This is a genomic window from Tardiphaga sp. 619_E2_N8_4 (assembly GCF_051810905.1).
Lineage (GTDB): Bacteria > Pseudomonadota > Alphaproteobacteria > Rhizobiales > Xanthobacteraceae > Tardiphaga > Tardiphaga robiniae.
The window spans coordinates 4,077,588-4,103,910 of the sequence record NZ_JBPWQJ010000001.1 but is presented as its reverse complement, the minus strand read 5'-3'; the positions used below and the strand labels follow the sequence as shown (position 1 = coordinate 4,103,910).

The 26,323-nt window shown below is 62.4% G+C and carries 27 protein-coding genes; 12 read left to right on the top strand and 15 right to left on the bottom strand.

The annotated features are described in order from the left end of the window. The first annotated feature begins 182 nt into the window (after positions 1-182). Positions 183-647 carry a carboxymuconolactone decarboxylase family protein gene (locus tag AB8A23_RS19670; protein WP_175368926.1) on the top strand — a complete coding sequence of 155 codons (465 nt, stop codon included), beginning with the start codon at positions 183-185 and terminating at the stop codon, positions 645-647. Between the two features lie 103 nt (positions 648-750). On the opposite strand, the gene argC is transcribed toward AB8A23_RS19670, so the two are convergent. The 5 genes from argC to AB8A23_RS19645 form a co-directional block, all read right to left on the bottom strand. Further along, complete coding sequence (gene argC, locus AB8A23_RS19665) at positions 751-1,809, bottom strand: N-acetyl-gamma-glutamyl-phosphate reductase (protein WP_089264164.1); 1,059 nt, start codon at positions 1,807-1,809, stop codon at positions 751-753. After that, complete coding sequence (locus AB8A23_RS19660) at positions 1,806-2,492, bottom strand: FMN-binding negative transcriptional regulator (RefSeq protein WP_439058485.1); 687 nt, start codon at positions 2,490-2,492, stop codon at positions 1,806-1,808. The genes argC and AB8A23_RS19660 overlap by 4 nt, the downstream gene beginning before the upstream one ends. 232 nt (positions 2,493-2,724) lie before the next feature. Further along, on the bottom strand, positions 2,725-3,714 hold the full coding sequence (locus AB8A23_RS19655; RefSeq protein ID WP_115028867.1) for an MBL fold metallo-hydrolase: 990 nt from the start codon (positions 3,712-3,714) through the stop codon (positions 2,725-2,727). Positions 3,715-3,858: 144 nt separating this feature from the next. Next, on the bottom strand, positions 3,859-4,848 hold the full coding sequence (locus AB8A23_RS19650; RefSeq protein WP_439058486.1) for an MBL fold metallo-hydrolase: 990 nt from the start codon (positions 4,846-4,848) through the stop codon (positions 3,859-3,861). Positions 4,849-4,996: 148 nt separating this feature from the next. Then, on the bottom strand, positions 4,997-5,527 hold the full coding sequence (locus AB8A23_RS19645; protein WP_120289448.1) for a DedA family protein: 531 nt from the start codon (positions 5,525-5,527) through the stop codon (positions 4,997-4,999). 278 nt (positions 5,528-5,805) lie between these two features. Here AB8A23_RS19645 and AB8A23_RS19640 point away from each other — a divergent pair, with 278 nt between their 5' ends. Together AB8A23_RS19640 and parE are read left to right on the top strand one after the other, a co-directional pair. Further along, a complete protein-coding gene (locus AB8A23_RS19640) occupies positions 5,806-6,186 on the top strand; it encodes a hypothetical protein (protein WP_175368921.1) in 381 nt (126 codons plus the stop codon). A 102-nt stretch (positions 6,187-6,288) separates the two neighbouring features. Next, positions 6,289-8,337: a DNA topoisomerase IV subunit B gene (parE, locus tag AB8A23_RS19635; RefSeq protein ID WP_089264158.1), complete on the top strand. Its 2,049-nt coding sequence runs from the start codon at positions 6,289-6,291 to the stop codon at positions 8,335-8,337. A 78-nt stretch (positions 8,338-8,415) separates the two neighbouring features. On the opposite strand, the gene AB8A23_RS19630 is transcribed toward parE, so the two are convergent. After that, positions 8,416-9,012, bottom strand: a complete 597-nt coding sequence (locus AB8A23_RS19630; protein ID WP_439058487.1) for a TetR/AcrR family transcriptional regulator — start codon at positions 9,010-9,012, stop codon at positions 8,416-8,418. A 136-nt stretch (positions 9,013-9,148) separates the two neighbouring features. Here AB8A23_RS19630 and AB8A23_RS19625 point away from each other — a divergent pair, with 136 nt between their 5' ends. The 4 genes from AB8A23_RS19625 (at position 9,149) to AB8A23_RS19610 (ending at position 12,063) form a co-directional block, all read left to right on the top strand. After that, complete coding sequence (locus AB8A23_RS19625) at positions 9,149-10,117, top strand: SDR family NAD(P)-dependent oxidoreductase (RefSeq protein ID WP_439058488.1); 969 nt, start codon at positions 9,149-9,151, stop codon at positions 10,115-10,117. Between the two features lie 102 nt (positions 10,118-10,219). Next, entirely contained in the window at positions 10,220-10,411 is a 192-nt protein-coding gene (locus AB8A23_RS19620; RefSeq protein ID WP_089264155.1) for a hypothetical protein, read from the top strand. 92 nt (positions 10,412-10,503) lie between these two features. Further along, on the top strand, positions 10,504-11,274 hold the full coding sequence (locus tag AB8A23_RS19615; protein WP_439058489.1) for an SDR family NAD(P)-dependent oxidoreductase: 771 nt from the start codon (positions 10,504-10,506) through the stop codon (positions 11,272-11,274). 18 nt (positions 11,275-11,292) lie between these two features. Continuing rightward, positions 11,293-12,063, top strand: coding sequence for an SDR family NAD(P)-dependent oxidoreductase (locus tag AB8A23_RS19610; RefSeq protein WP_231080603.1), 771 nt, complete (start codon positions 11,293-11,295; stop codon positions 12,061-12,063). 6 nt (positions 12,064-12,069) lie between these two features. Here AB8A23_RS19610 and AB8A23_RS19605 read toward each other — a convergent pair whose 3' ends face one another. Beyond that, positions 12,070-13,302 carry an FAD-dependent oxidoreductase gene (locus AB8A23_RS19605; RefSeq protein ID WP_439058490.1) on the bottom strand — a complete coding sequence of 411 codons (1,233 nt, stop codon included), beginning with the start codon at positions 13,300-13,302 and terminating at the stop codon, positions 12,070-12,072. Positions 13,303-13,396: 94 nt separating this feature from the next. Next, on the bottom strand, positions 13,397-14,896 hold the full coding sequence (locus AB8A23_RS19600; RefSeq protein WP_439058491.1) for a caspase family protein: 1,500 nt from the start codon (positions 14,894-14,896) through the stop codon (positions 13,397-13,399). A gap of 231 nt (positions 14,897-15,127) precedes the next feature. Between AB8A23_RS19600 and AB8A23_RS19595 the strand changes: the two genes are divergently transcribed. From AB8A23_RS19595 to AB8A23_RS19575, 5 genes are all read left to right on the top strand, one after another. Beyond that, positions 15,128-15,436: a hypothetical protein gene (locus AB8A23_RS19595; RefSeq protein ID WP_093758428.1), complete on the top strand. Its 309-nt coding sequence runs from the start codon at positions 15,128-15,130 to the stop codon at positions 15,434-15,436. Between the two features lie 369 nt (positions 15,437-15,805). Further along, complete coding sequence (locus AB8A23_RS19590) at positions 15,806-16,420, top strand: TetR/AcrR family transcriptional regulator (RefSeq protein ID WP_089264150.1); 615 nt, start codon at positions 15,806-15,808, stop codon at positions 16,418-16,420. 119 nt (positions 16,421-16,539) lie between these two features. Next, entirely contained in the window at positions 16,540-17,916 is a 1,377-nt protein-coding gene (locus AB8A23_RS19585) for an MFS transporter (protein ID WP_439058492.1), read from the top strand. Between the two features lie 375 nt (positions 17,917-18,291). Then, positions 18,292-19,803, top strand: coding sequence for a DEAD/DEAH box helicase (locus AB8A23_RS19580; RefSeq protein WP_439058493.1), 1,512 nt, complete (start codon positions 18,292-18,294; stop codon positions 19,801-19,803). Positions 19,804-19,926: 123 nt separating this feature from the next. Then, a complete protein-coding gene (locus tag AB8A23_RS19575) occupies positions 19,927-20,994 on the top strand; it encodes a diguanylate cyclase (protein WP_120289426.1) in 1,068 nt (355 codons plus the stop codon). Positions 20,995-21,132: 138 nt separating this feature from the next. Here AB8A23_RS19575 and AB8A23_RS19570 read toward each other — a convergent pair whose 3' ends face one another. From AB8A23_RS19570 to AB8A23_RS19540, 7 genes are all read right to left on the bottom strand, one after another. Further along, positions 21,133-21,600: a TfoX/Sxy family protein gene (locus AB8A23_RS19570; RefSeq protein WP_120289424.1), complete on the bottom strand. Its 468-nt coding sequence runs from the start codon at positions 21,598-21,600 to the stop codon at positions 21,133-21,135. 203 nt (positions 21,601-21,803) lie between these two features. Next, positions 21,804-22,214, bottom strand: a complete 411-nt coding sequence (locus AB8A23_RS19565; RefSeq protein ID WP_120289422.1) for a HesB/IscA family protein — start codon at positions 22,212-22,214, stop codon at positions 21,804-21,806. Between the two features lie 78 nt (positions 22,215-22,292). Continuing rightward, entirely contained in the window at positions 22,293-22,694 is a 402-nt protein-coding gene (locus tag AB8A23_RS19560; RefSeq protein WP_170849663.1) for an SUF system Fe-S cluster assembly protein, read from the bottom strand. After that, positions 22,691-23,938 carry a cysteine desulfurase gene (locus tag AB8A23_RS19555; protein ID WP_120289420.1) on the bottom strand — a complete coding sequence of 416 codons (1,248 nt, stop codon included), beginning with the start codon at positions 23,936-23,938 and terminating at the stop codon, positions 22,691-22,693. Before AB8A23_RS19555 ends, AB8A23_RS19560 begins: the two co-directional genes overlap by 4 nt. Then, on the bottom strand, positions 23,935-25,254 hold the full coding sequence (sufD, locus tag AB8A23_RS19550) for a Fe-S cluster assembly protein SufD (protein ID WP_120289418.1): 1,320 nt from the start codon (positions 25,252-25,254) through the stop codon (positions 23,935-23,937). Before sufD ends, AB8A23_RS19555 begins: the two co-directional genes overlap by 4 nt. An 11-nt stretch (positions 25,255-25,265) precedes the next feature. Then, entirely contained in the window at positions 25,266-26,024 is a 759-nt protein-coding gene (gene sufC / locus AB8A23_RS19545) for a Fe-S cluster assembly ATPase SufC (protein WP_089264143.1), read from the bottom strand. Then, on the bottom strand, positions 26,008-26,319 hold the full coding sequence (locus AB8A23_RS19540) for a hypothetical protein (protein ID WP_120289416.1): 312 nt from the start codon (positions 26,317-26,319) through the stop codon (positions 26,008-26,010). Before AB8A23_RS19540 ends, sufC begins: the two co-directional genes overlap by 17 nt. Positions 26,320-26,323: the final 4 nt, after the last annotated feature.

Below are 26,323 nucleotides of genomic sequence, written 5' to 3'. Positions count from 1 at the left end.
TCAAAAGCGAACGGCCCGAACGCAAGTTCGGGCCGTTTTGTTTGGCCCCTGCGTCCTTTCGCCGCCTTAGAGGATTGGACAAGAGATCGGCAGGATCGGTCTAACGCCGGCCGTGCGACATGCCCCAATGCTTGTCCGCTGTCGCAACATTCACGCGGCGAGAAAAACAGGGAGAAGCGATCATGTCATATCGAACGACCGCTTTCGTTGCGGCTTTCTGCGTGCTGGCATCCACGGCAAGCCTTCGCGCGGAGACGACGGAAGAACGCCTGCGACGCGGCGACGAGGTTGTTCGATCACTCAATGCCGGCAGCAGCCAGCCGACCCTCGAAGACCTGCGCGCCGAATTTCCATTTCTCGCCGATGCGATCACGGGCTACGCACTCGGCGACGTCTGGGCGCGGCCGGTTCTCGACGCGCGCACGCGACAGCTAGCAGCCGTCGCCGCTTTCGCGGCGCTGGGGCATCGGCCGTTCATGAAGATCCATGCGAACTACGCGCTCAACGCCGGCGTGAAAGAGGAAGAGCTGAAGGAGATCGTCTATCTGACGACCGTCCATGCCGGTTTCCCGCGCGCCATTGAGGCGGCGCAGACACTGAGTGAACTGTTCAAGGAGCGCGCACCGAAGCCGGGAGCGGCGAAGTGACAAGAGCATAGAAAAAAGGCCCGAACGCAAATTCGGGCCTTTTCTGTTGTCTCTCGCTGTCGTCACCCGGCCTGCAATGCGGGCCAAGGTGTATGCGCGCTCTCTACGGGAACATCGCGGGCTGATCGATGCCCAGCGTCTCGGCAAAGCCAAGCACCAGATTCATGTTCTGCACCGCCTGCCCCGATGCGCCCTTGGTCAGGTTGTCGAGGGTCGAGACGATGATCGCGCGGCCCGGGATACGGTCAGCGGCAACGCCGATGAAGGTCATGTTGGAGCCGCGCACGTGCCGCGAATGCGGCGTCTTGCCGAATGGCAGGATGTGAACGAACGGCTCCTTCTCATACTGTTTAACCAGCACCTCGTGGAGATCCTGCGCCGTCTTGCCCCGCCGGCCACGCACATAAATGGTCGAGAGGATGCCGCGGTTCTGCGGCAAGAGATGCGGCGTGAAGCTAACAACAACCTCCTTGCCGGCAGCCTTGGAGAACTCCTGATCGAGCTCCGCCATGTGCCGGTGATGGCCGACACCATAGGCGTTGAAGCCTTCGGACACTTCGGAGAACAGCATCTCTTCCTTGGCCGAACGCCCTGCGCCCGTCATGCCGGACTTGGCATCGATCACGATCTCATCGGTCTCGATGGCGCGCGCCTTCAACAGCGGCACCAAAGGCAGGATCGCGCATGAGGTGTAGCAGCCGGGATTGGCGATGAGCCGCGCCTTCTTGATGTCGCGCCGATAGAGCTCGACGAGGCCGTAGACGGCTTCCTTCTGCAGCTCCAGCGCATGATGTTCGTGGCCATACCACTTCGCATAGGCGGCTGCGTCCTCGAGCCGGAAGTCGGCCGACAGATCCACCACCTTCGTCTCCGGCGCCTTGGCCAGCAAATCCTGCAGTACCTTCTGCGTGGTCGCATGCGGCAGCGCGCAGAACACCAGATCGAGGCCAATGGTCGTCCAGTCGACGGAGTCGATGCTTACGAGCGTCGGCAGTTCATAGGGTGCGAATTGCGGGAACACATCGCCCATCGCCTGCCCGGCGCGCCGGTCGGCCGTCAGCAGCACGAGCTCGACCTTGGGATGGCGCAGCAGCAGCCGCACTAGTTCGGCTCCGGTGTAACCGGACGCACCGAGAATGCCGATTTTCTTCTTCGTGCTCATCCCATAAATCCTTCGGCCTCAGCCATAGCAGTCAATTGTGTCGTCTCTTCCGCAAACAAATGCGGCCGCAATTTGCGCATCGCATTTGAAATCTCGAACGCGGCAGGCTCCGGCCGCAGCGCCAGTGCGCTCATGACAGCCAGATGATCGGCATCTGACTTGTGCTGGTTGAGCTTGGAGCTACCCTCCACCTCGTCCACTGTCATCACCACACCGACGATCGCCTTCTTCATCGCCTCAAGCCGCCCCGCCGCCATCTTATCGGAGGTCCAGGGCTTCTTCGGCGCCAGCCGTGTTTCGAACCTTGCGCTCAGCGCGTCAAGATGCGGGCCAAGTTCACCACCTGACAGGATGCGCACCGGTCCGGTGAGATGGACCGCCTGATAGAGCCAGGTCGGCACCTGATCGGGCGATACGTACCAATCGGCCGACACATAGGCATCAGCGCCCAGGATGGCCATGGCCCATGGCGTCACGCCGTCTGCGAGCTTGAGCAGCGGATTTTGTCGCGCAAGGTGAAAGGCCAGACGCGGCGTACCGTCATTGCCGTAGTCGAGGCAGAAAGGCACCGCGGAGGCGATCGGCTTCCTGCCATCGAAGGCGCAGACCGTGCCGAAGCCGCACGCGTTCGCAAACGCAAGTGCGTCGGTCCGGTCGGTCTGAAATTTGGGCGGCGTATACATGACGGGCTCCTTCCTGAGTGAAGGCCGCCGGATGGGTCGCGCTGCTGTTTGGGAGAAAGACTGCCGCGGACCATATCCGGCGGCAGTGAGAGATCGAAACGCTTATGCGCGCATATCTCCACCTGCCGCGAGAATGCGGCGGCGGCGGGCGATGATGCTGGTCGCAAGGTTGATCATGGGCGCGGTCATAGGGCCGCGCCCGCGATCCGTCAAGATCACCAGAGCGCAGACCTCAGAGAACTGGGCTCCACGGCGCCGGCACGACGCGGTAGCCGTTGCCATCCTTCTCGACGAAACCGTTGGCCGGGAACGGATAGTGGAAGCCTTGCACCCGCATCCTGTCGGCGACCAGCATGTCATAGACCTTGCGGCGGGTGGCTTCGGCCTGCACCGGATCCTGGTCGAAATTCACGTGCCAGCCGGGATTGGCGGCGAATAGCGCCGGAAGGTTGGTGACGTCCGACTGGATGAAGACCTTGTCCGATCCGGACGACAGCACATAGGACGTGTGGCCCGGCGTGTGCCCAATCGAGGCGACAGCCAGCAGCCCGGGCGCGACGTCCTTGCCCCATTCATAGGGCGTAACCTTCTTCTTCAACCCGGCCTCGAACACCCGCCGATTGTTCTTGAACAGACCGGTCATGCGATCGCCGGTGGCACGGCTCATCTCGCCGTCGTCCATCCAGAACTTCCACTCTACTGCCGGCACCAGCACTTCGGCATTGGGAAACGCCAGCACGCCGTCCGCCGTCAGCAGGCCGTTCACATGATCGCCATGGAAGTGCGAGATCACGACCATGTCGATCATCTTTGGATCGATCCCTGCCGCCGTCATGTTGGTAATGAACTGACCGACATTGCCCTTGCTACTGGCATAGGCGCCCGGCCCGTTGCCGGTGTCGATCACCACCAGCTTGCCACCGGTGTTGATCACCAACGGCGCATAGAAGTTGGTGATCTGATCTTTCGGCAGAAATGCCCTGGCGAGCACGGCATTGATATCATCGCGTTTGGCGTTGGAAATATAGGTATCGGCCAGGGGAAACGTCGCCGCACCATCGGAAATGGCGTTCACCTGGATATCGCCGACCTTGTAGCGATAGAAACTCGGCGCCTGCTTATCGGCCGGCGGTGCGGATGCCTTTGCCGGGGCCGATGAAAGCAGTGGCGTCGCTGCGAGCGCGGCGGCGCCCGCCAGCGCGTGTCGTCGTGACAGATCCATGAAGTCTTCTCCCCTTGCTTTGCAGGTCGCTGTTGGCGCGACTCCGGCGCAGAGACTGGCACGACGCACCGACGGAGGCGATGGGTGTTACGAGGCCAGCCGGCCTGCACTGCAGCGCAGGCCGGGAAATTTGCCAGGCTTCGTTTAGATCACCGGGCTCCATGGGGCCGGCACCAGCCGATAACCGTTGCCATCCTTCTCGACGAAGCCATTGGCCGGGAACGGATAGTGGAAGCCCTGCACACGCATCTTCTCGGCCACCAGCATATCATAGACCTTGCGGCGCGTGGTTTCCGCCCGCGCCGGGTCCTGGTCGAACATCAGATGCCAGCCGGGATTGGTGACGAACAGCGACGGATGGTTGGTGACGTCGGACTGAATGAACAGCTTGTCGCTGCCGGACGACAGCACGAACGAGGTGTGGCCAGGCGTATGGCCGACCGACTCCACGGCGAGCAGGCCTGGCGCGACGTCCTTGCCCCATTCATAGGGCGTGACCTTCTTCTTCAGCCCATCGTTGAAGAGCTTGCGGTTGCTGGCGAACAGACCCTTCATGCGGTCATTGGCGGCCTTGGCCATCTCGCCGTCGTCGTTCCAGTACTTCCACTCGGCGGCCGGGACGAGCACTTCGGCATTCGGAAAAGCCGGCGTGCCATCGGCGGCCAGAAGCCCGTTCACGTGATCGCCATGGAAATGCGAGATCACGACCATGTCGACGTTCTTGGCGTCGATACCAGCGGCGGCCATGTTGTTGGCGAACTGTCCGACATTGCCCTTGGTCGCCGCGAGGGCTCCGGGGCCGTTGCCCGTATCGATCACCACCAGCTTGCCGCCAGTGTTGATGACCAGCGGCGCAAAGTGGATGGTCATCTTGTCCTTCGGCAGGAAGGCCTTGTCGAGCGCGGCGTTGACCTCATCCTTCTTGGCGTTGAGCACGAAGGTGTCGGCCAGCGGAAAAGTGCTTGCGCCGTCGGAGATTGCATTCACCTGCGCATCGCCGACCTTGTAGCGGTAGAAGCTCGGCGCCTGCTTGTCGGCGGGTGGAGCAGACGCCTTGGCAGAGCCTGCGGTGAGCAATGGAGATGCGGCGAGCGCGGCGGCTCCGGCAAGGGCGTGGCGGCGTGACAAGTCCATGATGTTCTCCGGGGTGAAGCAGTGACAGGCGGGGGCTGGCGGAATTATTTACCAGCGTTCGATGACTTCTGCGAGATGTCGCGGCATTCAGGCACCGCGACATGTCAGCCCGTTCAACACCCGGACACGGCGGTTATTCCCCGCCGGACTACTTCAGCTTCCAGAGCCATTCCACGGTCATCGACAGGCCGTCGCCGAACAGCAGCAGGACGCCCGCCCAGATAAAGGCCGAGGTGAAGTTGGCGACCTGAAAGCGCCAATAGGGCATTTCGAAAATGCCGGCGGCCAGCGGCACTGAGGCCCGCAACGGGCCGAAGAAGCGGCCGATATAAATGCTGGGCACGCCCCATTTTTTGACGAAGGCTTCGCCGCGCGGAAGCAGGTCGGGAAATTTGGACAGCGGCCAGATCTGGGCGACCTGGTCCTTGTATCTGAAGCCGAACCAATAGGAGAGCCAGTCGCCGAGCGCCGCGCCGAGAGCGCCGGCAATCAACACCGGCCAGAAGCTGATGCCGCTCGCGCCGACCAGTGCGCCGATGGCCACCAGCGCGCCCCAGGCCGGCAGCAGCAGGGAGATGAAAGCGAGCGATTCCCCGAAGGCCAGCAGCAGGACGATCGGCGCCGCCCAGACCTGGTTCTGGCGCACGAATTCGATCAGCCCGTGCATCCAGCCTTCCATATGGAGAGTGTCCCTTTACGGCTCTGGCCCGGCCGGATTGGCCGCGAACCGCTTTAACCTTCAAACGCCCGCGACAGGTAATCCGGCGGCGCCGATCACATCAAGTCACAACATCTGAGGGCCGATAGCCGCGGTGCGGGTGCCCACCGGTAAATTTGAACCTTTTCCAGGCCTCTGCGTCCAAGGTCAGAGACCGGCTTACCCAATGGCAACTCTGTACCGCCGTTGGGCTGACTTCCCGCCCGGCTGTCAAAAATCAAGAACGCAAAGGACTGAAGATGATCGGATCGCTGATGATGTGCGTGAGTGCGCTGGTATTGCTGATCGGCATGGTCGCCGGCATCGTGATGGGCATACGCCAGGACTTCCTGCTGAGCCCCGCGCATGCGCATCTCAACCTCGTCGGCGGCGTGCTGCTGTTCCTGTTCGGGTTGTATTACCGCCTGATTCCCCTGGCCGGACGCTCGCTACTGGCCAAGGTCCAGGGCACGATGCACATCGTCGGCGGCATCATGTTCCCTGTCGGCATCGGCATCACCCTGCTCGCCAACCACGCCTATATGGCCATTCCGATCATCGGTTCACTGATCATGCTCGCGGCCATGGCCCTATTCGTTGTGATTGTGCTACGCACCGAGCGCTCTGGCACGGCCGCATGAGCCCCGAGGTCGCAGCCACATTGCCAACCTGAACGTGGCATAGTCACAGCAACGATTCGCCGCGCCTCGCGCGGCGCCAACCGAGACAAAACTTTAAGACATATGGCCAAGGCACAGAAATCAAACGCGAAAGCTGATCTTTTTGGTGGCGCCAGCGCGCCAAAATCGGCTGCGGCACCGAAGGCGTCCACCCGCTCCGCCAATGCCGAAGACGGCTATACGGCCGCGGACATCGAGGTCCTCGAAGGCCTCGAGCCGGTCCGGCGTCGTCCGGGCATGTATATCGGTGGCACCGATGAAAAGGCGCTGCATCACCTGTTCGCCGAAGTGATCGACAACTCGATGGACGAGGCGCTGGCTGGCCATGCGACCTTCATCGAGGTGGAACTCACCGCCGACGGCTTCCTGTCGGTGTCGGACAACGGCCGCGGCATCCCGGTCGACCCGCATCCGAAACATCCGAAGAAATCCGCCCTCGAAGTCATCATGTGCACGCTGCATGCCGGCGGCAAATTCGACTCCAAGGTCTACGAGACTTCGGGCGGTCTGCACGGTGTCGGTGTCTCCGTGGTCAACGCCCTCTCCTCGCTGCTCGAGGTCGAGGTCGCGCGTAACCAACAGCTCTACAAGATGACGTTCGCCCGCGGCATTCCCCAAGGCAAGCTTGAGGATCTCGGCAAGGTTCATAACCGCCGCGGCACCCGCGTGCGCTTCAAGCCGGATACCGACATCTTCGGCGCCAAGGCAGCCTTCAAGCCGCAGCGTCTGTTCAAGATGGCGCGCTCCAAGGCCTATCTGTTTGGCGGCGTGAAGATCCGCTGGAAGTGCGATCCGGAACTGCTCAAGGGCCTCGAGGACACTCCGGCCGAGGACGAATTCCACTTCCCCGGTGGCCTCAAGGACTATCTCGCCGCGGCGATCCATGCCGATACGCTGGTGCATCCGGAGATCTTCTCCGGCAAATCCGGCCGCAATGGCGCCCATGGCGCCTGCGAATGGGCTGTCGCCTGGACCGCGGATGCCGACGGTTTCATGTCGTCCTATACCAACACCGTGCCGACGCCAGACGGCGGCACCCATGAAGCCGGCATGCGCAGCGCCATGCTGCGCGGATTGAAGGACCACGCCGAACGCGTCGGCCAGGGCAAGCGCTCTGGCACCATCACTTCGGAAGACGTGATGGTCGGCGCCGCCGTGATGCTCTCGGTATTCGTGCGCGAGCCGGAATTCCAGGGCCAGACCAAGGATCGTCTCGCGACCGCCGAAGCCCAAAAGATCGTCGAACAGGCCATCAAGGATCCGTTCGACCACTGGCTGTCCGGCAATCCCGTCCAGGCCAACAAGCTGCTCGAATTCGTGCTCGAGCGCGCCGACGAGCGTCTGCGCCGCCGCGCCGAAAAGGAGACTTCGCGCAAGACCGCGGTGAAGAAGCTGCGCCTGCCCGGCAAGCTGGCCGACTGCACCAATACCGCGACCGAAGGCTCCGAACTGTTCATCGTCGAGGGCGATTCGGCAGGCGGCAGCGCCAAGCAGGCGCGCGATCGCAAGACCCAGGCCATCCTGCCGCTGCGCGGCAAGATCCTCAACGTCGCCTCGGCGACCAAGGAAAAGCTGACGGCCAACGCGCAGATATCAGACCTCATGCAGGCGATCGGCGCCGGCACCGGCGCGCATTACCGCGAAGAAGACCTGCGCTATTCGCGCATCATCATCATGACCGACGCCGATGTCGACGGCGCCCACATCGCATCATTGCTGATCACCTTCTTCTACCGGCAGATGCCAAAGATGATCGATGAAGGGCATCTCTATCTCGCAGTCCCCCCACTCTACCGCCTGACCCATGGCAGCAAGACGGTCTATGCGCGCGACGATGCGCACAAGGACGCGTTGCTGAAGAGCGAATTCAACGCCAATGCCAAGGTCGATGTCGGTCGCTTCAAAGGCCTCGGCGAAATGATGCCGGCGCAGCTGAAGGAAACCACCATGGACCCGGCGCGCCGCACCTTGCTGCGCGTGCAGCTGCTGCCGGAAGACCGCGACGGCACTGCTGACTCCGTTGAGCGCCTGATGGGCACCAAGGCCGAAGCGCGCTTTGCGTTCATCTCGGACAAGGCGGAATTCGCCAACGAGGAATTGCTGGACGTCTAAAAGCTCGTTTCTCGGACGCGCTCACGCTTCAGAAATCATCGGGCGCGTGCCGGGAGCAATCTTTTATTCCCTATTTAGTCATTGCCCCTCGCCGCCCGGCGTGCGAACGCCGGCGATCAGGATATCGACGAGCCGCTTGGCGCTGGCTTCCCAATTCGGACCTGCGCTGACACTGGCCACGCCGGCCAGTGCGCGCAACATGTCGAGCGGATCGAGATCGAGGCGGATGTCACCATTGGCAACGGCGCGGTCGACCAGCATTGCCATCGCAGTTTTGATCTGCGTGCCAGCATCGGCATAGAGGTCCGAACAGTCGCCAACAATCGAACCCAGCACACCCGCCATCAGTTGCTTCGTCGCAATGTGATCGACGAAGATTCGCATCCAGGTGCGCAAGGCCTCCACCGGGGCATGTGTGGTCGCAAGTTCCGCAGCGGCCTCGGCAAGCTGCTGTGTCTCGTTGCGATAGACCGCCTCGACCAATGCGTCGCGGGTGGGGAAGTGGCGATATAGCGTCCCGATTCCGACGCCCGCGAGCCGCGCGATCTCCTCAAGACCGGCCGCCTCGCCCTTTTCGGCAAATGTCGCCTTTGCCGTTTCCAACAGCCGCTGACGATTGCGCTGCGCATCGATCCGTGGTCCGCGAACGGCCTTCGGCTTGGCCTCCTGTGCCATTTTACGGGTCACCTCTTGATAAACGGAGGGTGCCTCCGTATTTAAACGGAGACGGCCTCCATTTATACCCTCAAAGCGCCGTTCGACAAAGCTCGATCAGCTCGGAGGCGCGTCGTGCCAAACGCAAGGAGCTATCATGGCAGGACCTTTCAGTGCCACTTCCACCACCAACGACGTGCTCGCTGGCGTCGACCTCCGCAGCAAGCGCATTCTGGTCACCGGCGTCTCAGCCGGGCTCGGCGTCGAGACGGCGCGCAGCTTGGCCGCCCGGGGCGCGCAGGTGGTCGGTGCCGCCCGTGACCTCGCCAAGGCGGAAGCGGCGACCGCGCAAGTGCGCGCCGATGCCACTGGTGGCGGTGGCCTCGAACTGATTGCACTCGATCTCGGCTCGCTGGCCAGCGTCCGGGCCTGCGCCGACGCACTGGTCGCGGCTGGCCGCCCGTTCGACCTGGTGATCGCCAATGCCGGCGTGATGGCGCCGCCGTTCGGCCTCACCGCGGACGGCTTCGAGACCCAGTTCGGCACGAACCATCTCGGTCACTTCGTATTGGTCAACCGTATCGCGTCACTGCTGTCGCCCACCGCGCGACTGGTCAACGTCGCTTCGTCCGGCCATCGCTTCGCCGATGTCGATCTCGATGATCCCAACTTCACCAAGGGCTCCTACGAACCGTTCATCGGCTATGGCCGCTCGAAGACCGCCAACGTACTGTTCGCCGTCGAGTTCGACCGGCGGCATCGGGCACGTGGCGTGCGCGCCACCGCGCTGCATCCCGGCGGCATCAAGACAGAACTCGGCCGCCATATGGGCGAAGCAACGATCGATGCCATGCTCGACGGCATCAATGCCGAGCTCGCTGCCGAGGGTAAACCGCTGTTTCAATGGAAGACCATTCCGCAAGGCGCTGCGACTTCGGTGTGGGCCGGCGTGGTCGCCAGCGCGGACGAGATCGGCGGCCGCTATTGCGAGAACTGCCACGTCTCGGAGATCGTCGACGGGCTGATCAATCCGGCCAGCGAAGGCGTGCGCGCTTACGCGCTCGATGCCGAACGCGCCAAGGCGCTATGGGCCAAGAGTGAGGAAATGGTTGGCGAGCGCTTCTGATCGCCCTGCCGAAATGAAACTGCGGTGATGAACCAAACAGTTGGTTCGTCACCGCCACAGCTGGCGCTTGAAACCTTTGGCTCCGTTCATTGTATCTATCCCATGCGCGCACCACTCCTCACTCTCGGCATTCTCGCTTTTCTGATCGGCACCTTCTGGATCGGCCAGGGCACCGGGCTCGTGAACTGGCCGAAATCCAGTTTCATGATCAGCCAGATGCAGTGGGCCTATTACGGCGCTGCCCTCGCCGCGCTTGGCGTCGGACTGATGGGACTGGCGCTCGCGCGGCGCTGAGGCCCTCTTCCATCTTCCCGCCAGTCTTGCGATGATCCGTCCCAGACGCGCCAAGAACGCGTCGGATACAACGCAATGCGGGACGGACACCTTTGACCAGCAATCTCTTCGACCTCGCCGGCAGGGTCGCCATCGTCACCGGCGGCAATACCGGAATTGGCCTCGGTATGGCGCGTGGGCTCGCGAATGCCGGTGCCACCCTCGTGATCGCCGATCGCAACCGCGATAATGCCGCTTCAGCAAAAGCCGAACTGGAGACATCCGGACATCCGGTACTCGCATTGACGACCGATGTTACCGACCCGAACTCGATCGCGCAGATGGTGTCCGCAACGTTGAACGCGTTCGGCCGCATTGACATCCTCGTCAACAATGCCGGCATCAGCATCTCCGCGCCAATCGAAGAAATGGCGCTGGCCGACTGGCAGAAGGTCATCGACGTCAACATGACCGCGCCTTTCATCTGCGCGCAGGCTGTCTACCCGGCGATGAAAGCCGCAGGCCGCGGCAAGATCATCAACATCGCCTCGGTGTTGGCCACACTCGGCGCCGGCGGCGCGGCGAACTACGCCTCAAGCAAAGGCGGCATCCTGCAATTCACCCGCGCGCTGGCGACTGCCTGGGCTGCGGACAACATCCAGTCCAACGCCATTCTCCCCGGCTGGATCGACACCGACCTGACCAAGCGCGCCAAGGACATCCGACCCGAACTGCACGATCGCATTCTCGGGCGTGTACCGGCGCAGCGCTGGGGTAGGCCTGATGATCTTGCGGGCGCGGCCGTGTTCTTGGCCAGCGGGGCTTCCGACTTCGTCAACGGTGCCGCGCTCACGGTCGATGGCGGCTTTTCAATTCAAGGCTGATGCAATGAGGACAACACCATGACTGCAGGACTGTTCGATCTCTCCGGCAAAGTGGCCATCGTCACTGGCGGCAATGGCGGCATCGGGCTCGGCATGGCGCGGGGTCTGGCGCAGGCCGGCGCCGCCATCGCGGTGGTGGGACGCAACCAGACGAAATCCAAGGATGCCGTCGCGGAATTGACTGAGAGCGGCGCCAGGGCGGTCGCCATTGCGGCCGATGTGACCGACAAGACCGCTGTCGATGGAATGATCGCACGCGTGCTGAAAGAACTGGGCCGCATCGATATCCTCATCAACAATGCCGGCATCAACATCCGCAAGCCGCCGCACGAGATCGCACTCGACGAATGGGACAGCGTGATCAAGACCAATCTCACCAGCGCCTTTGTATGTTCGCAGGCGGCGCATCCGGCGATGAAGGCCGCGGGCGGTGGCAAGATCATCAATATCGGCTCGATGCTGTCGATCTTCGGCGCGTCTTTCGCGCCAGCCTATGCCGCCAGCAAAGGCGGCATCGTCCAGTTCACCCGCTCCTGCGCCGTCGCCTGGGCACCTCACAATATTCAGTGCAACGCCGTTCTGCCGGGCTGGATCGATACCGAACTGACACAGAATGCGCGCCGTGAAATCGACGGCCTGCATGACAAGGTACTGGCACGAACGCCCGCCGGCCGCTGGGGCGCGTCGGGAGATTTCGCGGGCATCGCGGTGTTCCTGTCGTCGCGCGCCTCGGACTTCGTCACCGGTACGGCAATCCCCGTGGACGGCGGCTTCTCGGTGCAGGGATAGCCTCTCCTACGCTTCCGGCGACTGCACGTGCTCCGGTCGTACGCCAATGGCCAGGAAACGCGCGGTTAATCCCTGCAGCGGCGGAAACGCGCTGACCAGGCGCATGATCAGCGGCGGCGTCAGCGGCTCGCCGCCCTTGGCCAGTGCACGGCTGATGATGTTGTTTTGCATCACGACCTGCATGCCCTGTGTTGCGCGCATCGGGAATTCGCGGCGGCGACGCACCGCGCCGAGGTCGTCCTCGGTCACCGGTCCCTTCGCCAGCTTCGCCGCCAGCAGGTTAGCGGTCGCGACGGCGTCCTGCACCGCGATATTCACACCGACGCCGCCAACCGGGGACATCGCATGCGCGGCGTCGCCGATGCACAACAGCCCCGGCCGGGTCCAGCGCTTGAGCCGATTGATCGCGACGGTCAGTAGTTTGACGTCGTCCCAGCTCTTCAGCTCTTCGATATGCGCGCTCAGGATCGGCGCCAGACGTGACGTTTCGGCACGGAAAGCCTCAAGGCCACGCACCTTGATCTCCTCATAGTGCCCCTTGGCGATCACATAAGCGCATTGCCAGTAGTCCCCGCGATCGATGGTCACCATCATCTTGCCGGGCTCGAGCCGCGCGAACACGCTCTCGGTCTCCGCGCCCTTGGCAACGCGAAACCACAAGATGTCCATAGGCGCACCGATGTCTTCGACCTCCAGCTTCGCCGCCGGCCGCACGATCGAATGCCGGCCATCGCAGGCCACTGTCAGATCGGCATGGATCTCGACCGGCCCCTGCTGCGTGATGGCCTTGACGCCGACTACTTGCTCGCCCGACCAGATGAGATCGGTCGCCTCGGTGTTCATTATCACCTTGAGATGCGGATAGCGCTGCGCTTTGTCGCGCAGGAAATTGAGGAAATCCCACTGCGGCATGAAGGCGATAAACGGATACTTCGCGCTGGTGCGGCTGATATCCGCAATGCGCAGCTTATGCGTTCCGAAGAAGCCATCCATCTTCTGGATACGATCGTGCTTGATCTTCAGGAAGTCGTCGATCAGGCCAAGCTCGTCCATCACCTGCAGCGTCGATGGATGCACGGTGTCGCCGCGGAAATCGCGGAAGAAGTCGGCGTGTTTCTCGATAACGATCGTATCGACGCCCGCGCGGCCGAGCAGATAGCCGAGCATCATTCCGGCAGGGCCACCGCCAACGATGCAGCAGCGCGCGGTCAGCGAGTTCTCGTTCGCGCCTCCAGCCATTCGCTACTCCTCCGGCGAGTCGAATTTCTTGATCAAGGAATGCGAGCTTGCGATAGTCGAAATGCCGTGGTTCGCAGGGCGGTGTCGATCATGCTCATCGATTTCCCGAACGTCGGAAGCTCTTGGTTTCGGAGATGCTGCCGTCCCGAAACGTCAATTCGACCGACACGAACTTCGTCGAGGCCGGGATTTTGATGTAGGTCTCGGCATCCGACGGCGTCGCAATGGGGTCGCGCAGGTCGCAGGGCGGGAATTTCAGCAGCTTGTCCGGCACGGCGCTATCGATCCCGACGCGGGCCTCGCGAATGGCACAGCGATACGACATCAGATGCGTATAATACATCAGGGGCGTGTTGTAGCCACCGAAGGCAAGCCAGCTTCCAGCGGTCATATCGAGGATCTTGCGCTGGTCGCGAACCAGCGCCGCCTCGGGATCGAAGCGGATCGGAAACGGGCCCTGCATCTCGCCGTTCGCGTCGACGTAACGCAGATAGATCGTCGTCGCCGCGGCGTCGGCGTCGAGCTGGATCGCCGGATTCGGCATTCGCTTGCGCGTGCGCGGATCGAGCGTGTCCATGAAGCCGGTCTCGCGGAAATTACCTCCCTCGCCCATCCGCCAGGAGATACCCAGTGTCGGATCGGCGATCGAGAACATCACGGTCCAGCCGCCATTGTGGCGCGAGAAGCTGGCGATCGGTGCGTTCACCGCATCGTTGGCCGGCGGTAGTTGCGGAACGTTGACGGGCGGCAGCGCAGCGACCTGCTGCAGCGGTTCGGCCGGCCGCGCATCAGCCTGCTTGAGCGCCACACCATTGAGAAAGACGTCATCGACCATCTGGTCGAAATACACCGGCACCTGACGGTGCTTCACGGTCTCTGCCATCTCGCTGACGGTCCGCCGGGTGCGCTGCGCGACCTGCACGAGGTTCAGCGATGGCTCCTGCAGCTCCTTGATGAAGGCGCGCGTGAAAACCGAATTCGGATCGGTGTCGTTGTTCGACAAACGATCCAGCGCGGTCTGCCGCGGCCCGGCCGAGAAGATCGAAAACACGCCTTCCGGGAGCGTCGTCATCGGAGCGAGGCCACCGCTGCCGGCCACAGCGCGGGTGCCAGCGCGCTCGAACGGATTGTTGCGACAGGCGTCGAACACCAGAATCGACGTCCGCGCGCCGCGCATCTGCAGCCGCGTTACAATCCGGTCGGCGAGAATCGCTGAGTCGCGCACCAGCTCTTCCTGCCCTTCCGTGGCGGCAGGGACATCCGTCGGCAGCAGGAAGTTCTGGCCGGCGATCTCGAAGCCGTGCCCTGCAAAAAAGAAAAAGGCCGTGTCGCCTTTTTCAATCGTCGAATCGAAAGCGAGCAACGACTGACTGAAGGCTTGCCGGGTCTGGTTCTCGGCCACCATGACACTGAAGCCGAGATTCTTCAGTGCGTCCCCTATGCTGCGGGCGTCATTCACGGCCTTCTGCAGTTTCGGCACATTGCGATAATCGTTATTGCCGATGACCAGCGCCACGCGTTTTGCAGCAAAAGCCGGCGCTGTCGAAAGTACCGCCGCTGCCAGCGCTGCCAGCAGAATCAAAAGCCGTCGCATTGTTCTATCCCCGCCCCGCCAGCACATGTATCCGTGTGGTGGCTCGACCGCGTCATTGTCTGCCTTGGTCGAGGCAGAACTGCGGCCGGTTCAAACCGAGGTCTAGCCGTTACCACCCATTTTGTCCTGCCTGCTCAGGCAGATCATCTGCCCGCCGATTGCAGCCCCGCTGCCACATTTTCCGCCTTAATCTCCGCTAGCCCGAGCCCCAATCAGAGTCAGGAGATCCTCGTGAAATCACTCGTCCTCGCAGCCGCCCTGCTGCTTCCCACCATGGCACTCGCGCAGGATGCGGCCCCCGCTACCGCGGCGAAACCGCCGGCTGCCGCCGCCAAACCGAAACGCGCCCCGGTAGCCGCCAAGCCTGCACAGACCACCCCTGAAGTGCTCGATATCAACCAGATCATCGGGATCCGCCAGGTCGATCCGGCGACGTATGAGGTCGATGCCCGTCTACAGAGCGGCAGCGAGGTGCATCTGCGCATGAATGCTTTCGTGATGCAGAATCTCGGGATGCAGCTAGGCACTTACGGCAAATAGTCAGCCTGCGGTATCCCTCTCACGCGCGCCGGAATAAGTCGACTTCCGGACGGCTCGGCGTGCGCTCTCGATCAGGGGTGATGAGGTACCACATGTCGCGAAGTCCTGTGGATAAGGGTTACGCGGCCAATCATCGACATGATTGCCCCGACATGTGCTATGTGACAATTCATCAGGTCCGGAGCCAATCCGGGGAGCAATTGCTAAAACCGGCTCCTGCTACAGGCAACCAACGTCAGGAAGCGCGCTTCAGGAACTTTGCGTTCCTCGTAGCTTGGCGATTTGAGGATGGGATTTTTTAGACTGTAAGATTTCAGGCAGTTTTAATCACCCGCCCGAAGCCCGCTACGACTGGATACCTGACGACCAATGGCAAAGAAGATGATTACGCCCGGGCACGAGTTGCTGCTTCGGGTCAACAAGGCATTTCTCGACCACGGCTATGCCGGCCTGTCGATGGTCGGTCTCGCGAGAGAGTGCGGCTTCACGCAGCGCGCGCTCTATTACTATTTCAGCAACAAGGAAGAGGCATTTCGTGCCTCGATCGGCCATCGCAATGAAGTCGCGATAGCACAGGCACTCGAGGCCGGCCAGAAGATCCGGGAAAGTGGCGGCAGCGCACTCGACATCTTTGCGACGATCATCGACCTGAGATACGGCGAAACCCGTCGGATGCTGACATTCTCACCGCATACCGTCGAGCTCAATGCGGAAGCCTTTCGGCGCTGCCGCGATCTCATGATCGAGTCCGCAATCGCCTTCCAGGCCGAGCTGGAAAAGCTGATTATCGATTTCCACTACAGCAAGCTGCTGATCCTGACCGGCCGTTTTACGGCCGCGCAGATCGCGCAGGCGCTGGCCGACGGCGGACGGGCTGTCAATCAGGCACTCCCTCCGATCGCAGCGAATGACTTCTCGGCGCGCTATCGCCAGACCTGCGAGATGATCCTGTATGGCTGCGCGGCAACGCCGACGCAGATTTGAGACGCTGCGGTTCGCCGCCACATACCCTCCTCTCGACTCATCCAGCTCCATCGACATATGGTCCGCGCGGGCAGCGGAGGACGCGCATTGCGTTGCCGCTATGAGATGCGGGGCGTCAAATGAACGACCAGGTGCGGACGCACGGGGCGCCAGCGGGCGCAGCCGTGCCAACTATTGCGGCACGCCTGGACGGGCTGCCAGTCACGCCGCTTCACCTCGGCATCTTCGCGCTCTGTGCCTTCGGCCTGTTCGCAGACATCGCCGAAGTGGCGCTCAGCAATGCCTTTTCCGGCATCTTCCTCGCGCCGCCCTACAGCATCTCGCGCGGCGAGCTCTCGCTGTTGTTGGCATCGGTCTTTGCCGGCGGCGCCGTTGGTGCACCTGTGTTCGGCTGGATTGCGGATCGCTATGGCCGCCAGATCGCGCTGCAGAGCGCGCTTGCCGTCCTGGCGCTGAGCTCGCTCGCCGTCGCCGCCAGTCGCGATGTGGCAACCATGACGGCCTTCCGCTTCATCTCCGGCCTCGCCATCGGCGGCTATCCGCCTTTGACATCGGCCTATCTGTCAGACCTGCTGCCGCCCCGGCGGCGTGGCCTCTTGATGATGCTGTGCGGCGCGCTCGCCTTTCTCGGCGCACCGGCAATCATCCTGATGATCCGCTGGCTGACGCCCATCGCGCCATGGGGCATCGAGGGCTGGCGCTGGGCTTTGATCTTCGGCAGCGCGTGCTCGACCCTGACAGCCCTGCTGTTCTTCCTGGTGCCGGAATCGCCGCGCTGGCTCGCATCGGTCGGACGCGACGCCGAGGCTGATGCCGCCTGCCGCCGCTTCGAGGCATCCGCGCGTCAGCCGTCACCGCCGGCGATCTCCGCTCCCGAAACTATTGCGACCAGATCCAGCGGCTTCCGAGCGCTCGCCCGCGATCGGATCAGCCTGCGGCGCACAGCGCTCCTTGCCGCGCTCTATGTACTCGGACCCTGGGCCACCATTGGCTTCCCGCTGCTCAGCGCCGCGGTGATGGTGCAGAAGGGATTTCATGTCAGCGAGTCCCTGCTGTTCGCGGGACTTACGATGTTCGGTCCATCGATCGGCATCGCGGCGGCATCGGCCTTCGTCGATCGTATCCCGCGGCGCCTCGCTCTGGTCGCCTGTGCCGTGGTGATGATCGCAACCGGGCTGACTTTCGCTGTCAGCACGGTGCTAACGCCGCTCATCGTCACCGGCATCGTGTTCAACCTCGCCAGTGCCGTCTACAGCGCCGTGCTTAGCCTCTACGCTGTCGAGCTGCTGCCGACGCATCTGCGCGCCTCGGCTACCGCTGGCGCATGGGGCCTCGGCCGCGTCGTATCGGCGCTGGTACCGATCGCGCTGCTGCCGCTGCTCGGCAGCCACGGTCCGATCGCGATGTTCACGGTGATCTCGACCGCGCTGTTACTGAGCGGCGCACTCATCGCCATTGCCGGTCCACCCGGCCGCGAACGCAGGCCGGTCGACTAACGGTCAGTGCTGCATCGACGTCACACGCGACGTCGCGTAGCGGCCGTCCGGCGGGGCCCCAAGCCCCGCCAATATCCCGGTTTTGGCCCTTTTCCGCTAAAACATTAAGCTTTTTGGGATGTTCCAGGGTGTGGCGGATTGACTTTGGCCGATTCCAGCCTATGTTCCGGCTCGACGCGGCCCGGTATCGAAACGCGATATCTTGAGTAAGCCGCCTGTCAGCGCCCAGCGTCTCCGTGCATGTTTGCGTGCCGCTCCGGGGATAAGCGCTGCAGTATTTCCCGAGAATCCAAGCGGCGGTTTCGACCTGAGGCGTGATTCCGAACGGTGATCATCCGGATACCGGATCAGATCATGCCCCCATACAGAGGCTCAATGTCCTTCTCCAATCTCGGCTTGTCCGACAAGGTTCTCGCCGCCGTTGCGGCCACCGGTTACACCACCCCAACCCCCATTCAGGAACAAGCGATTCCTCATGTGCTGGCGCGCAAAGACGTGCTCGGCATCGCCCAGACCGGCACCGGCAAGACCGCTGCCTTCGTTCTCCCGATGATGACCATGCTGGAAAAGGGCCGAGCCCGCGCCCGCATGCCCCGCACGCTCATTCTCGAACCGACCCGCGAACTCGCCGCACAGGTCAAAGAGCAGTTCGACAAATACGGCGTCGGCCAGAAGCTCAACGTGGCGCTGCTGATCGGCGGAGTCTCGTTCGGTGATCAGGACAGCAAACTCACCCGCGGCGTTGACGTCTTGATCGCCACGCCGGGGCGCCTGCTCGACCATACCGAGCGCGGCGGACTGCTTCTCACCGGCGTCGAATTGCTGGTCATCGACGAAGCCGACCGCATGCTGGACATGGGCTTCATCCCCGACATCGAACGCATCTGCAAGCTGGTGCCGTTCACCCGTCAGACTCTCTTTTTTACGGCGACCATGCCCGCCGAAATCCGCCGCGTCACCGAGACCTTCCTGCATAATCCGGTGAAGATCGAAGTCTCCAAGCCCGCCTCCACCGCCGTCACCGTGACCCAGTCGCAAGTGGCCGTCGGTCGCGAGCCGCACGAGAAGCGCGAAGTGCTCCGGGCCCTTCTCCGCGAAGCCACCGACCTCAAGAATGCGATCATCTTCTGCAACCGCAAGCGTGAAGTCGCGTTGCTCGCCAAGTCGCTCCAGAAGCATGGCTTCAGTGTCGGCGCCCTGCATGGCGACATGGAGCAGTCGGCCCGCACCGCTGCGCTGGACCAGTTCCGCAAGGGCGAGCTGCCGATCCTGGTGGCTTCCGACGTCGCCGCCCGCGGCCTCGATATTCCCGCCGTCAGCCACGTCTATAATTTCGACGTCCCGCATCATTCCGACGACTACGTGCACCGCATCGGCCGTACCGGCCGCGCCGGCCGCACCGGCTCCGCGATCTCGCTGGTGTGCCCGTCCGACCAGAAGTCCATGCTGGCAATCGAAAAACTGATCGGCCAGTCGATCCCCAAGGTCGAAACTTCCATAGCGATCTCCGAGCCTGTCGAAGGCGAAACCGCTGAGGCGTCGCGCCAGTCGCGCAACCGCACCGGCAATCGCGAAGCCAATGCCGAACAGCCGCGCGGCGGCCGCAACGATCAGCCCCGCGAAGGCGGACGTGATCGCAAACCGCGCCGTGAGCGTGGCCCACGCCGTGAAGGTGGTCGTTCGGAAGGCGGCGAGCGCAGCCCGCAGCCGCAACCCGCGGAAGCCGCTTTGGCAGCACCGGTCGTGGCAGCGGCAGCCCCACAGGCGCAGCGTCCCCCCTCCATCGGCCGCGCCGAAGCGCCACGTCCGCGCCGCGAAGACAACGAACCGGCGGATCATTCGCACCTGCCGGCCTTTCTGTTGCGTCCGATCCGGGCACGCGCATAGGTAGTATCGCGCCAGGAACGTTTACTTGCCGTTCACTCTCGTCCCCTAATCTGAATGCGATATTTTTAACGAATTTGCATTTCAGAGGACCGCGTATACCCGCTGTCCACGAGGGCACAGAACGTGACCGGCATCCTGGACGAACAAGAGCGGACTTTGGCCTTTGCCGAAGTCGCGCTGGGCCAAATCCGATCGCTGCGCCAGACGGCGATTCCGCGCAACTATGAGATCTGGTACGTCTATGCGACTGGCTACAATTCGGCGCTCAACAAGGTCATAAATGAGACGCTGGCCCGCAACGGCCGCCTGACCGAAGCCGACCTCGACCTGATCCACGACACTTATCTCTCACAGATTCGAACCACCGATCGCATCGATCAGGTCGGCGCCCGCGTTATCGGCGAGATCGACGACGTGATGGCGCTCATCACCGACGCTCTGGGCATGACGACGAACTTCAATGCCAGTCTGGATGGTGCCAGCAAGGATTTGTCGCGGGCGCACGATTCTGCTGCGGTGAAAGCCGTGATCGAGAGTCTCGTCAAATCTACCCGTGAAGTGCACGACACGAACAAGGCGCTGGAAGAGCGGCTACTGTCCTCGAAGAGCGAGGTCTACACGCTGCAACAGAGCCTCGAGGCGATCCGCGCCGAGAGCCTGACCGATCCCCTCACCGCACTCGGTAACCGCAAATATTTCGACCGTGCGCTGATGGCGGCAATCGATACCGCGGTGAAGCGCGGCGAACCGTTGTCGCTCCTGATGCTCGACATCGATCACTTTAAGTCCTTCAACGACAATTATGGCCATCTCACCGGCGACCAGGTGCTGCGTCTTGTCGGCCAGTCATTAAAGCAGACCATCAAGGGCCAGGATATCACCGCGCGCTATGGCGGCGAGGAATTCGCCGTGGTGCTACCGAACACGCCGTTGCGTCAGGCGCTCACCGTTGCCGATCACATCCGCCGCGCCGTGATGTCAAAGGAGCTGAAGAAAAAATCGACTGGCGAGATCCTGGGACGCGTCACGATTTCCGTCGGCGTCTCGATGCTGCAGATCGGCGACGATATGGAATCGATCATCGGCCGTGCCGACGCCTGTCTCTATGCCGCGAAGCGCAGCGGCCGCAACCGCGTGATCTGCGAAGTCGATCCGGAGTATTCGGCGGAGCTGCAGTTTCAGGTAGCGTGACGCCCCACACTCCGTCCTCATGGTGAGGAGCGCGTCTTCGCGCGTCTCGAACCATGAGCTCGCGCGCCAGCTCCTGTAGCTATCCCCAGCGAATGGCTTCACCATTCGCAAGGAGACGCCGCGCAAGCGCACGGCTCCTCAGGATGAGGATTTACGCTTCTTTGCGGCTTTACTGGCTTTCTTGCTGGCGACCGTCTTAACTGCAGCCTTCTTGGTGGCCTTCTTTTTCGCCGCGGTCTTCTTCACGACCTTCGCTTTCTTCGTTGCCCGCTTCTTGCTTGCTTTTGCCAGCGATGCACGGATCGCTGCGGCATGCGCGACCCTCGCCCATTCGGTGACTTCATCGGGATCGTCATAGAGCCGTTCCGGCAGCTGCCAATAGGATCCGATCATCCGCAGCTTGCCGCGCATCTCATACTGAAAACACTGCGAGCCCTCACTCTCGAAACGCGGGATCGAGATTTCATCGGCACGCAGATAGACCGCGCCGCGCAGCACCAGCGCGAAGTTGATGCCATCGGCGGAAATGCCAAAGCCGGAAAACATCCGGCGGATCGTTACCGGGCCAAAGCCGGCGAAAAGTTCACTGAGAAATTCGCGGTCCATCGGGGAAGTGTAGGATGCGACGCGCGATTGCGGAAGCGGTACGTCCGCGTCGTCTCCCTACGTCATGGCCGGGCTTGACCCGGCCATCCAGTCTCCCTCGCTTTCACCGAAGCCCAGAAAAATGGATGCCCGGGACATCTAGCGAAGCCGCGCTTCGCGCTTTGCCCGGGCATGACAGAGTTTTAATTTCGAAAAGACAACTCTCAGCCGTCGATCTTCGCCGGCGTCAGTTGCACGGACTCGCCGCAGCCACAGGCCGAGATCTGGTTCGGGTTGTTGAACACGAACTGGGCCTGCATGCGGTCGGTCTTGTAGTCCATCTCGGTGCCGAGCAGGAACAACACGGCCTTAGGATCGACCAGGATCTTGACGCCCTTGTCCTCGACGATTTCGTCGGTCGGCTTGATGTCGTGGGCATATTCGACGGTGTAGGACTGGCCGGCGCAGCCACCGTTCTTGATGCCGACGCGCAGGCCGACGATCTCGGAATCCGCACGCTCCGTCAGCTCCCGGATCCGCGTTGCGGCAGCATCCGTCAGGCGCATCACCTGCGGACGGGGTCGCGGCTTCGGCTTGGCAGCCGGTATGGTTGGGTTCGGTGTCATCTCAGTCATGTGTTCAGTCCCTTCGGCGGTTCAAGGCCGCCATAGGAATTCAAGCGACTTGGGCGTATTCAGCAAACCGGACGCAACTCACCACATATTCAGAACGAGACGGGCCTCGTCGGTCATCCGGTCCGGCGTCCAGGTTGGCTCCCAGACGATCTCGACCTTGACCAGACCGACTCCGGGCACGCTGGCCACGGCGTTCTCCACCATGGTCGGAAGCTCTTCGGCCGCCGGACAATTCGGCGTCGTAAGCGTCATCTCGACCTGGACGGAGCGATCGTCCTTGATGTCGACCTTGTAGATCAGGCCGAGCTCGTAGATATCCGCGGGGATTTCCGGGTCGAACACGGTCTTCAGTGCAGCGACGATCTCGGTGCCCAGGCGTTCGGTTTCGGCGGGATCGAGCGCCGAGGTGGTCTGCATGTGAGCGGGCTTCTCAGCCTCGGGGGTGGCGTCCGGCGTTTTGGCTTCTGCAATGTCACTCATGCAAACAACTCCCGTGCCTTGATCAGCGCCTGTGCGAGGTGGTCGACCTCCTCGCGGGTATTATACATTCCGAATGATGCACGGCACGTGGCCGTCACATTGAATCGCTCCAGAAGCGGCATCACGCAGTGGGTCCCCGCGCGGACAGCGACGCCCTGTCGGTCGATCACGGTCGCCACGTCATGGGCGTGCGCGCCCTTCAGTTCGAACGAAATCACCGGGCCCTTGTTCTTGGCAGTGCCGATGATACGCAGCGAATTGATCTCGCGCAGCCGGTCCTGTGCATAGACCAGGAGGTCGTGCTCATGGGCGGCAATTCGCTCCTTGCCGATCGAATTGACGTAATCTATGGCAGCGCCGAGGCCGATGGCCTCGACGATGGCCGGCGTGCCGGCCTCGAACTTGTGCGGCGGATCACCATAGGTGACCCACTCCTTCGCCACTTCGCGGATCATCTCGCCGCCACCGGCATAGGGCCGCATCGCGACCAGGCGGTCATATTTGCCATACAGCACGCCGATGCCGGTCGGTCCGTACAGCTTGTGGCCGGTGAAGATGTAAAAATCGGCGTCGATATCCTGCACGTCGATCGGCATGTGCACGGCAGCCTGGCTGCCATCGACCACGACCGGAATGCCGCGCGCATGCGCGAGCTTCACAACGTCCTTGACCGGAACCAGCGTACCCAGCGCATTGGACATCTGGGTGATGGCGACGATCTTGGTACGATCGGTCAGCAGCTTCTCGAACTCATCGATCAGGAAGTTGCCTTCGTCATCGACTGGTGCCCACTTGATGACGGCGCCCTGGCGCTCGCGCAGGAAGTGCCACGGCACAATGTTGGAATGGTGCTCCATGATCGAGAGCACGATCTCATCGCCTGGCTTGATGTTGTCGCCGCCCCACGATGCCGCGACAGCATTGAGCGCATCGGTGGCATTGCGGGTAAAGATGATTTCCTCGGGGCGCTTGGCATTGAGGAAGTGCTGCACCTTGATGCGCGCGCCCTCATAGGCCTCGGTCGCGGCATTGGCGAGGTAATGCAGTCCGCGATGCACATTGGCATATTCGGACTTGTAGGCCTCGGTCATGCGGTCGAGCACGGCATACGGCTTCTGCGCCGATGCCGCGTTGTCGAGATACACCAGCGGCTTGCCATAGACCTTCATCTCGAGCGCCGGAAAATCCTCGCGGACGCGAGCGACGTCATATGACCCGTTCGAGACCGCGGGATGCAATGTCATGCGCGCGTCTCCAGCCAGCGCTCCGCAGCCGATATCGCAACGTCGCGCAGATCGTCATTCACGATCGACTCCAGCGCTTCGCCAACGAATGCCTGGATCAGCAGCGCCTGTGCCGCCTTCTCCGGCAGGCCGCGAGCCCGCAGATAGAACAGCAGGCTGTCATCCAGCGCGCCAATGGTCGCGCCGTGGCCGCACTGTACGTCGTCAGCGAATATCTCGAGCTCGGGCTTGTTGTCGATCTCGGCCTCGTCGGACAGCAGCAGCGCCCGGGACATCATCTTGCCGTCGGTCTTCTGCGCGATTTGATGGACGTTGATGCGACCCTGGAACACCGAATGCGCGCGATCATCAAGCACGGCGCGGAACAGCTCACGGCTGAGGCAATTCGGCGCCGCATGCTCGATCACAAAGGTACAGTCGCCATGCTGCTTGTCGCGCAGCAGATGAACGCTGTTGGTCGACAGCTCCGAATCCACGCCAGCCAGCGTGATGAAGCTCTGATAGCGGCTGACGCCACCGCCAGTGGTCAGGCTGAAGGTGTTGAACTTGGTGCGCGCACCGACTGTGACGATGGCCGTTGCGATATTCGCTGCATCGCCGGCGTCTTCCATCACGCGCACATGCTGCAGATCGGAATCGTCGCCGATCCAGATCACGACGGCATCATGGGCCTGATACGCCTTCGCGGATTCTGTCGCGACGAAGCTTTCGACCAGCGTCACGCGCGCGCGATTGCCGATACGCACCAGCGACCGCGTGAATGCGGCCACGCTCGGGCGTGTCGCGACATGCACGATATGCAGCGGCCGGGCCGGAACGGCATCGTCCGCGATATCGATCAGCATGCCATCGGTCGCAAAGGCGGCATTCAGCGCGATCATCGGATCGACAATGCGCGAGCGCAGCAGGTCGGCACGCGTCGCACTGGTCGCGTCATCGAGCATGGCGCTGAGCGCATGCACGGTCACGCCGCCGCCCGACGTCAGATCGGAGAGACCTGCCGCGAAGACGCCATCGACGATGACCAGCTTCTGCGTATCACCCGTACCAAGCGTTTCGACGAGCTTCGCGGCCTGGGCCAGCGCGGCCTGATCCGGCGCGGGTGCCAGCGGCGCCACGTCACGCAACAGGTTGCGCAGGTCGGTATATTTCCATTCTTCGATGCGCCGGGTCGGCAGACCGGTACGCGCGAAATCGTCGAACGCCTGCTGGCGCGTTTCCGCCACCGTGCCGACGCCCGGCAGCCGGCCGCGCGCAGCGGCGAATGTGCCGTCCAGCACCGCGCCCGTCGTTGTCTTTGCGAGAGCTACATTCATGATTGTCTCACTCAGGCCGCCGCGTCTTCATACTGCGCGTAACCGGACTCTTCGAGTTCCAGCGCCAGTTCCTTGCCGCCACTCTTCACGACGCGGCCCTTCGACATCACGTGCACATGATCCGGCACGATGTAGTTCAGCAGGCGCTGGTAATGGGTGATCACCACCATGGCGCGATCCGGGCTGCGCAGCGCATTGACGCCGTCGGCAGCGACGCGCAACGCGTCGATGTCGAGACCGGAGTCCATTTCGTCGAGGATGCACAGGCTCGGCTGGAACAGCGCCATCTGCAGCACTTCGTTGCGCTTCTTCTCTCCGCCGGAGAAGCCGACATTGACGCCGCGCTTCAGCATATCCATTGGGATGTTCAGCGAAGCAGCGACCTCGCGGACCTTCCTGAGGAAGTCCGGCACCAGATATTCGGATTCGCCGCGCGCCTTGCGCTGCGCGTTCACCGCAGTGCGCAGGAAGTTCATCGTGGTGACGCCGGGAATTTCCACGGGATACTGGAACGCCAGGAACACGCCCTTGGCGGCGCGCTCGTCGGGCTCCATTTCCAGCAGGTCTTCGCCCTTGAACAGGATTTCGCCGCCGGTCACCTCATAACCGGGCTTGCCGGCGATGACGTGGCTGAGCGTCGATTTACCCGAACCGTTCGGTCCCATGATGGCATGCACTTCACCGCCATTCACGGTCATCGTCAGCCCATGGAGAATCTCGCGATCCTCGACACGAACCTGCAGGTCTTTCACTTCAAGCAATGCGGTCATCAGTAACTTCCTTCTTGCCCGGCTTGCCTGGATTCGGTGGCGCCGATGCATTGACGTTCAATTGAGACGATCCGGTAGGCGTCGACGTGCCCAGCAGACCGAGAAGTTCTCCGAGAGGCGACAGAAGCAGAGCAAAGAAACCAAGTGCTCCAATCCCGCTGACCGCCCCTCCAGCTACCCTGGCATTTTCAAATCCGGCCATGCCGCCGAATAACGCAACGATCGCGCCTGCGAATGCGAGAAACAGCGTGATCGCAAACAGAAGACCCACGGCACCTCCGAGGATCTTCAGCATTCTC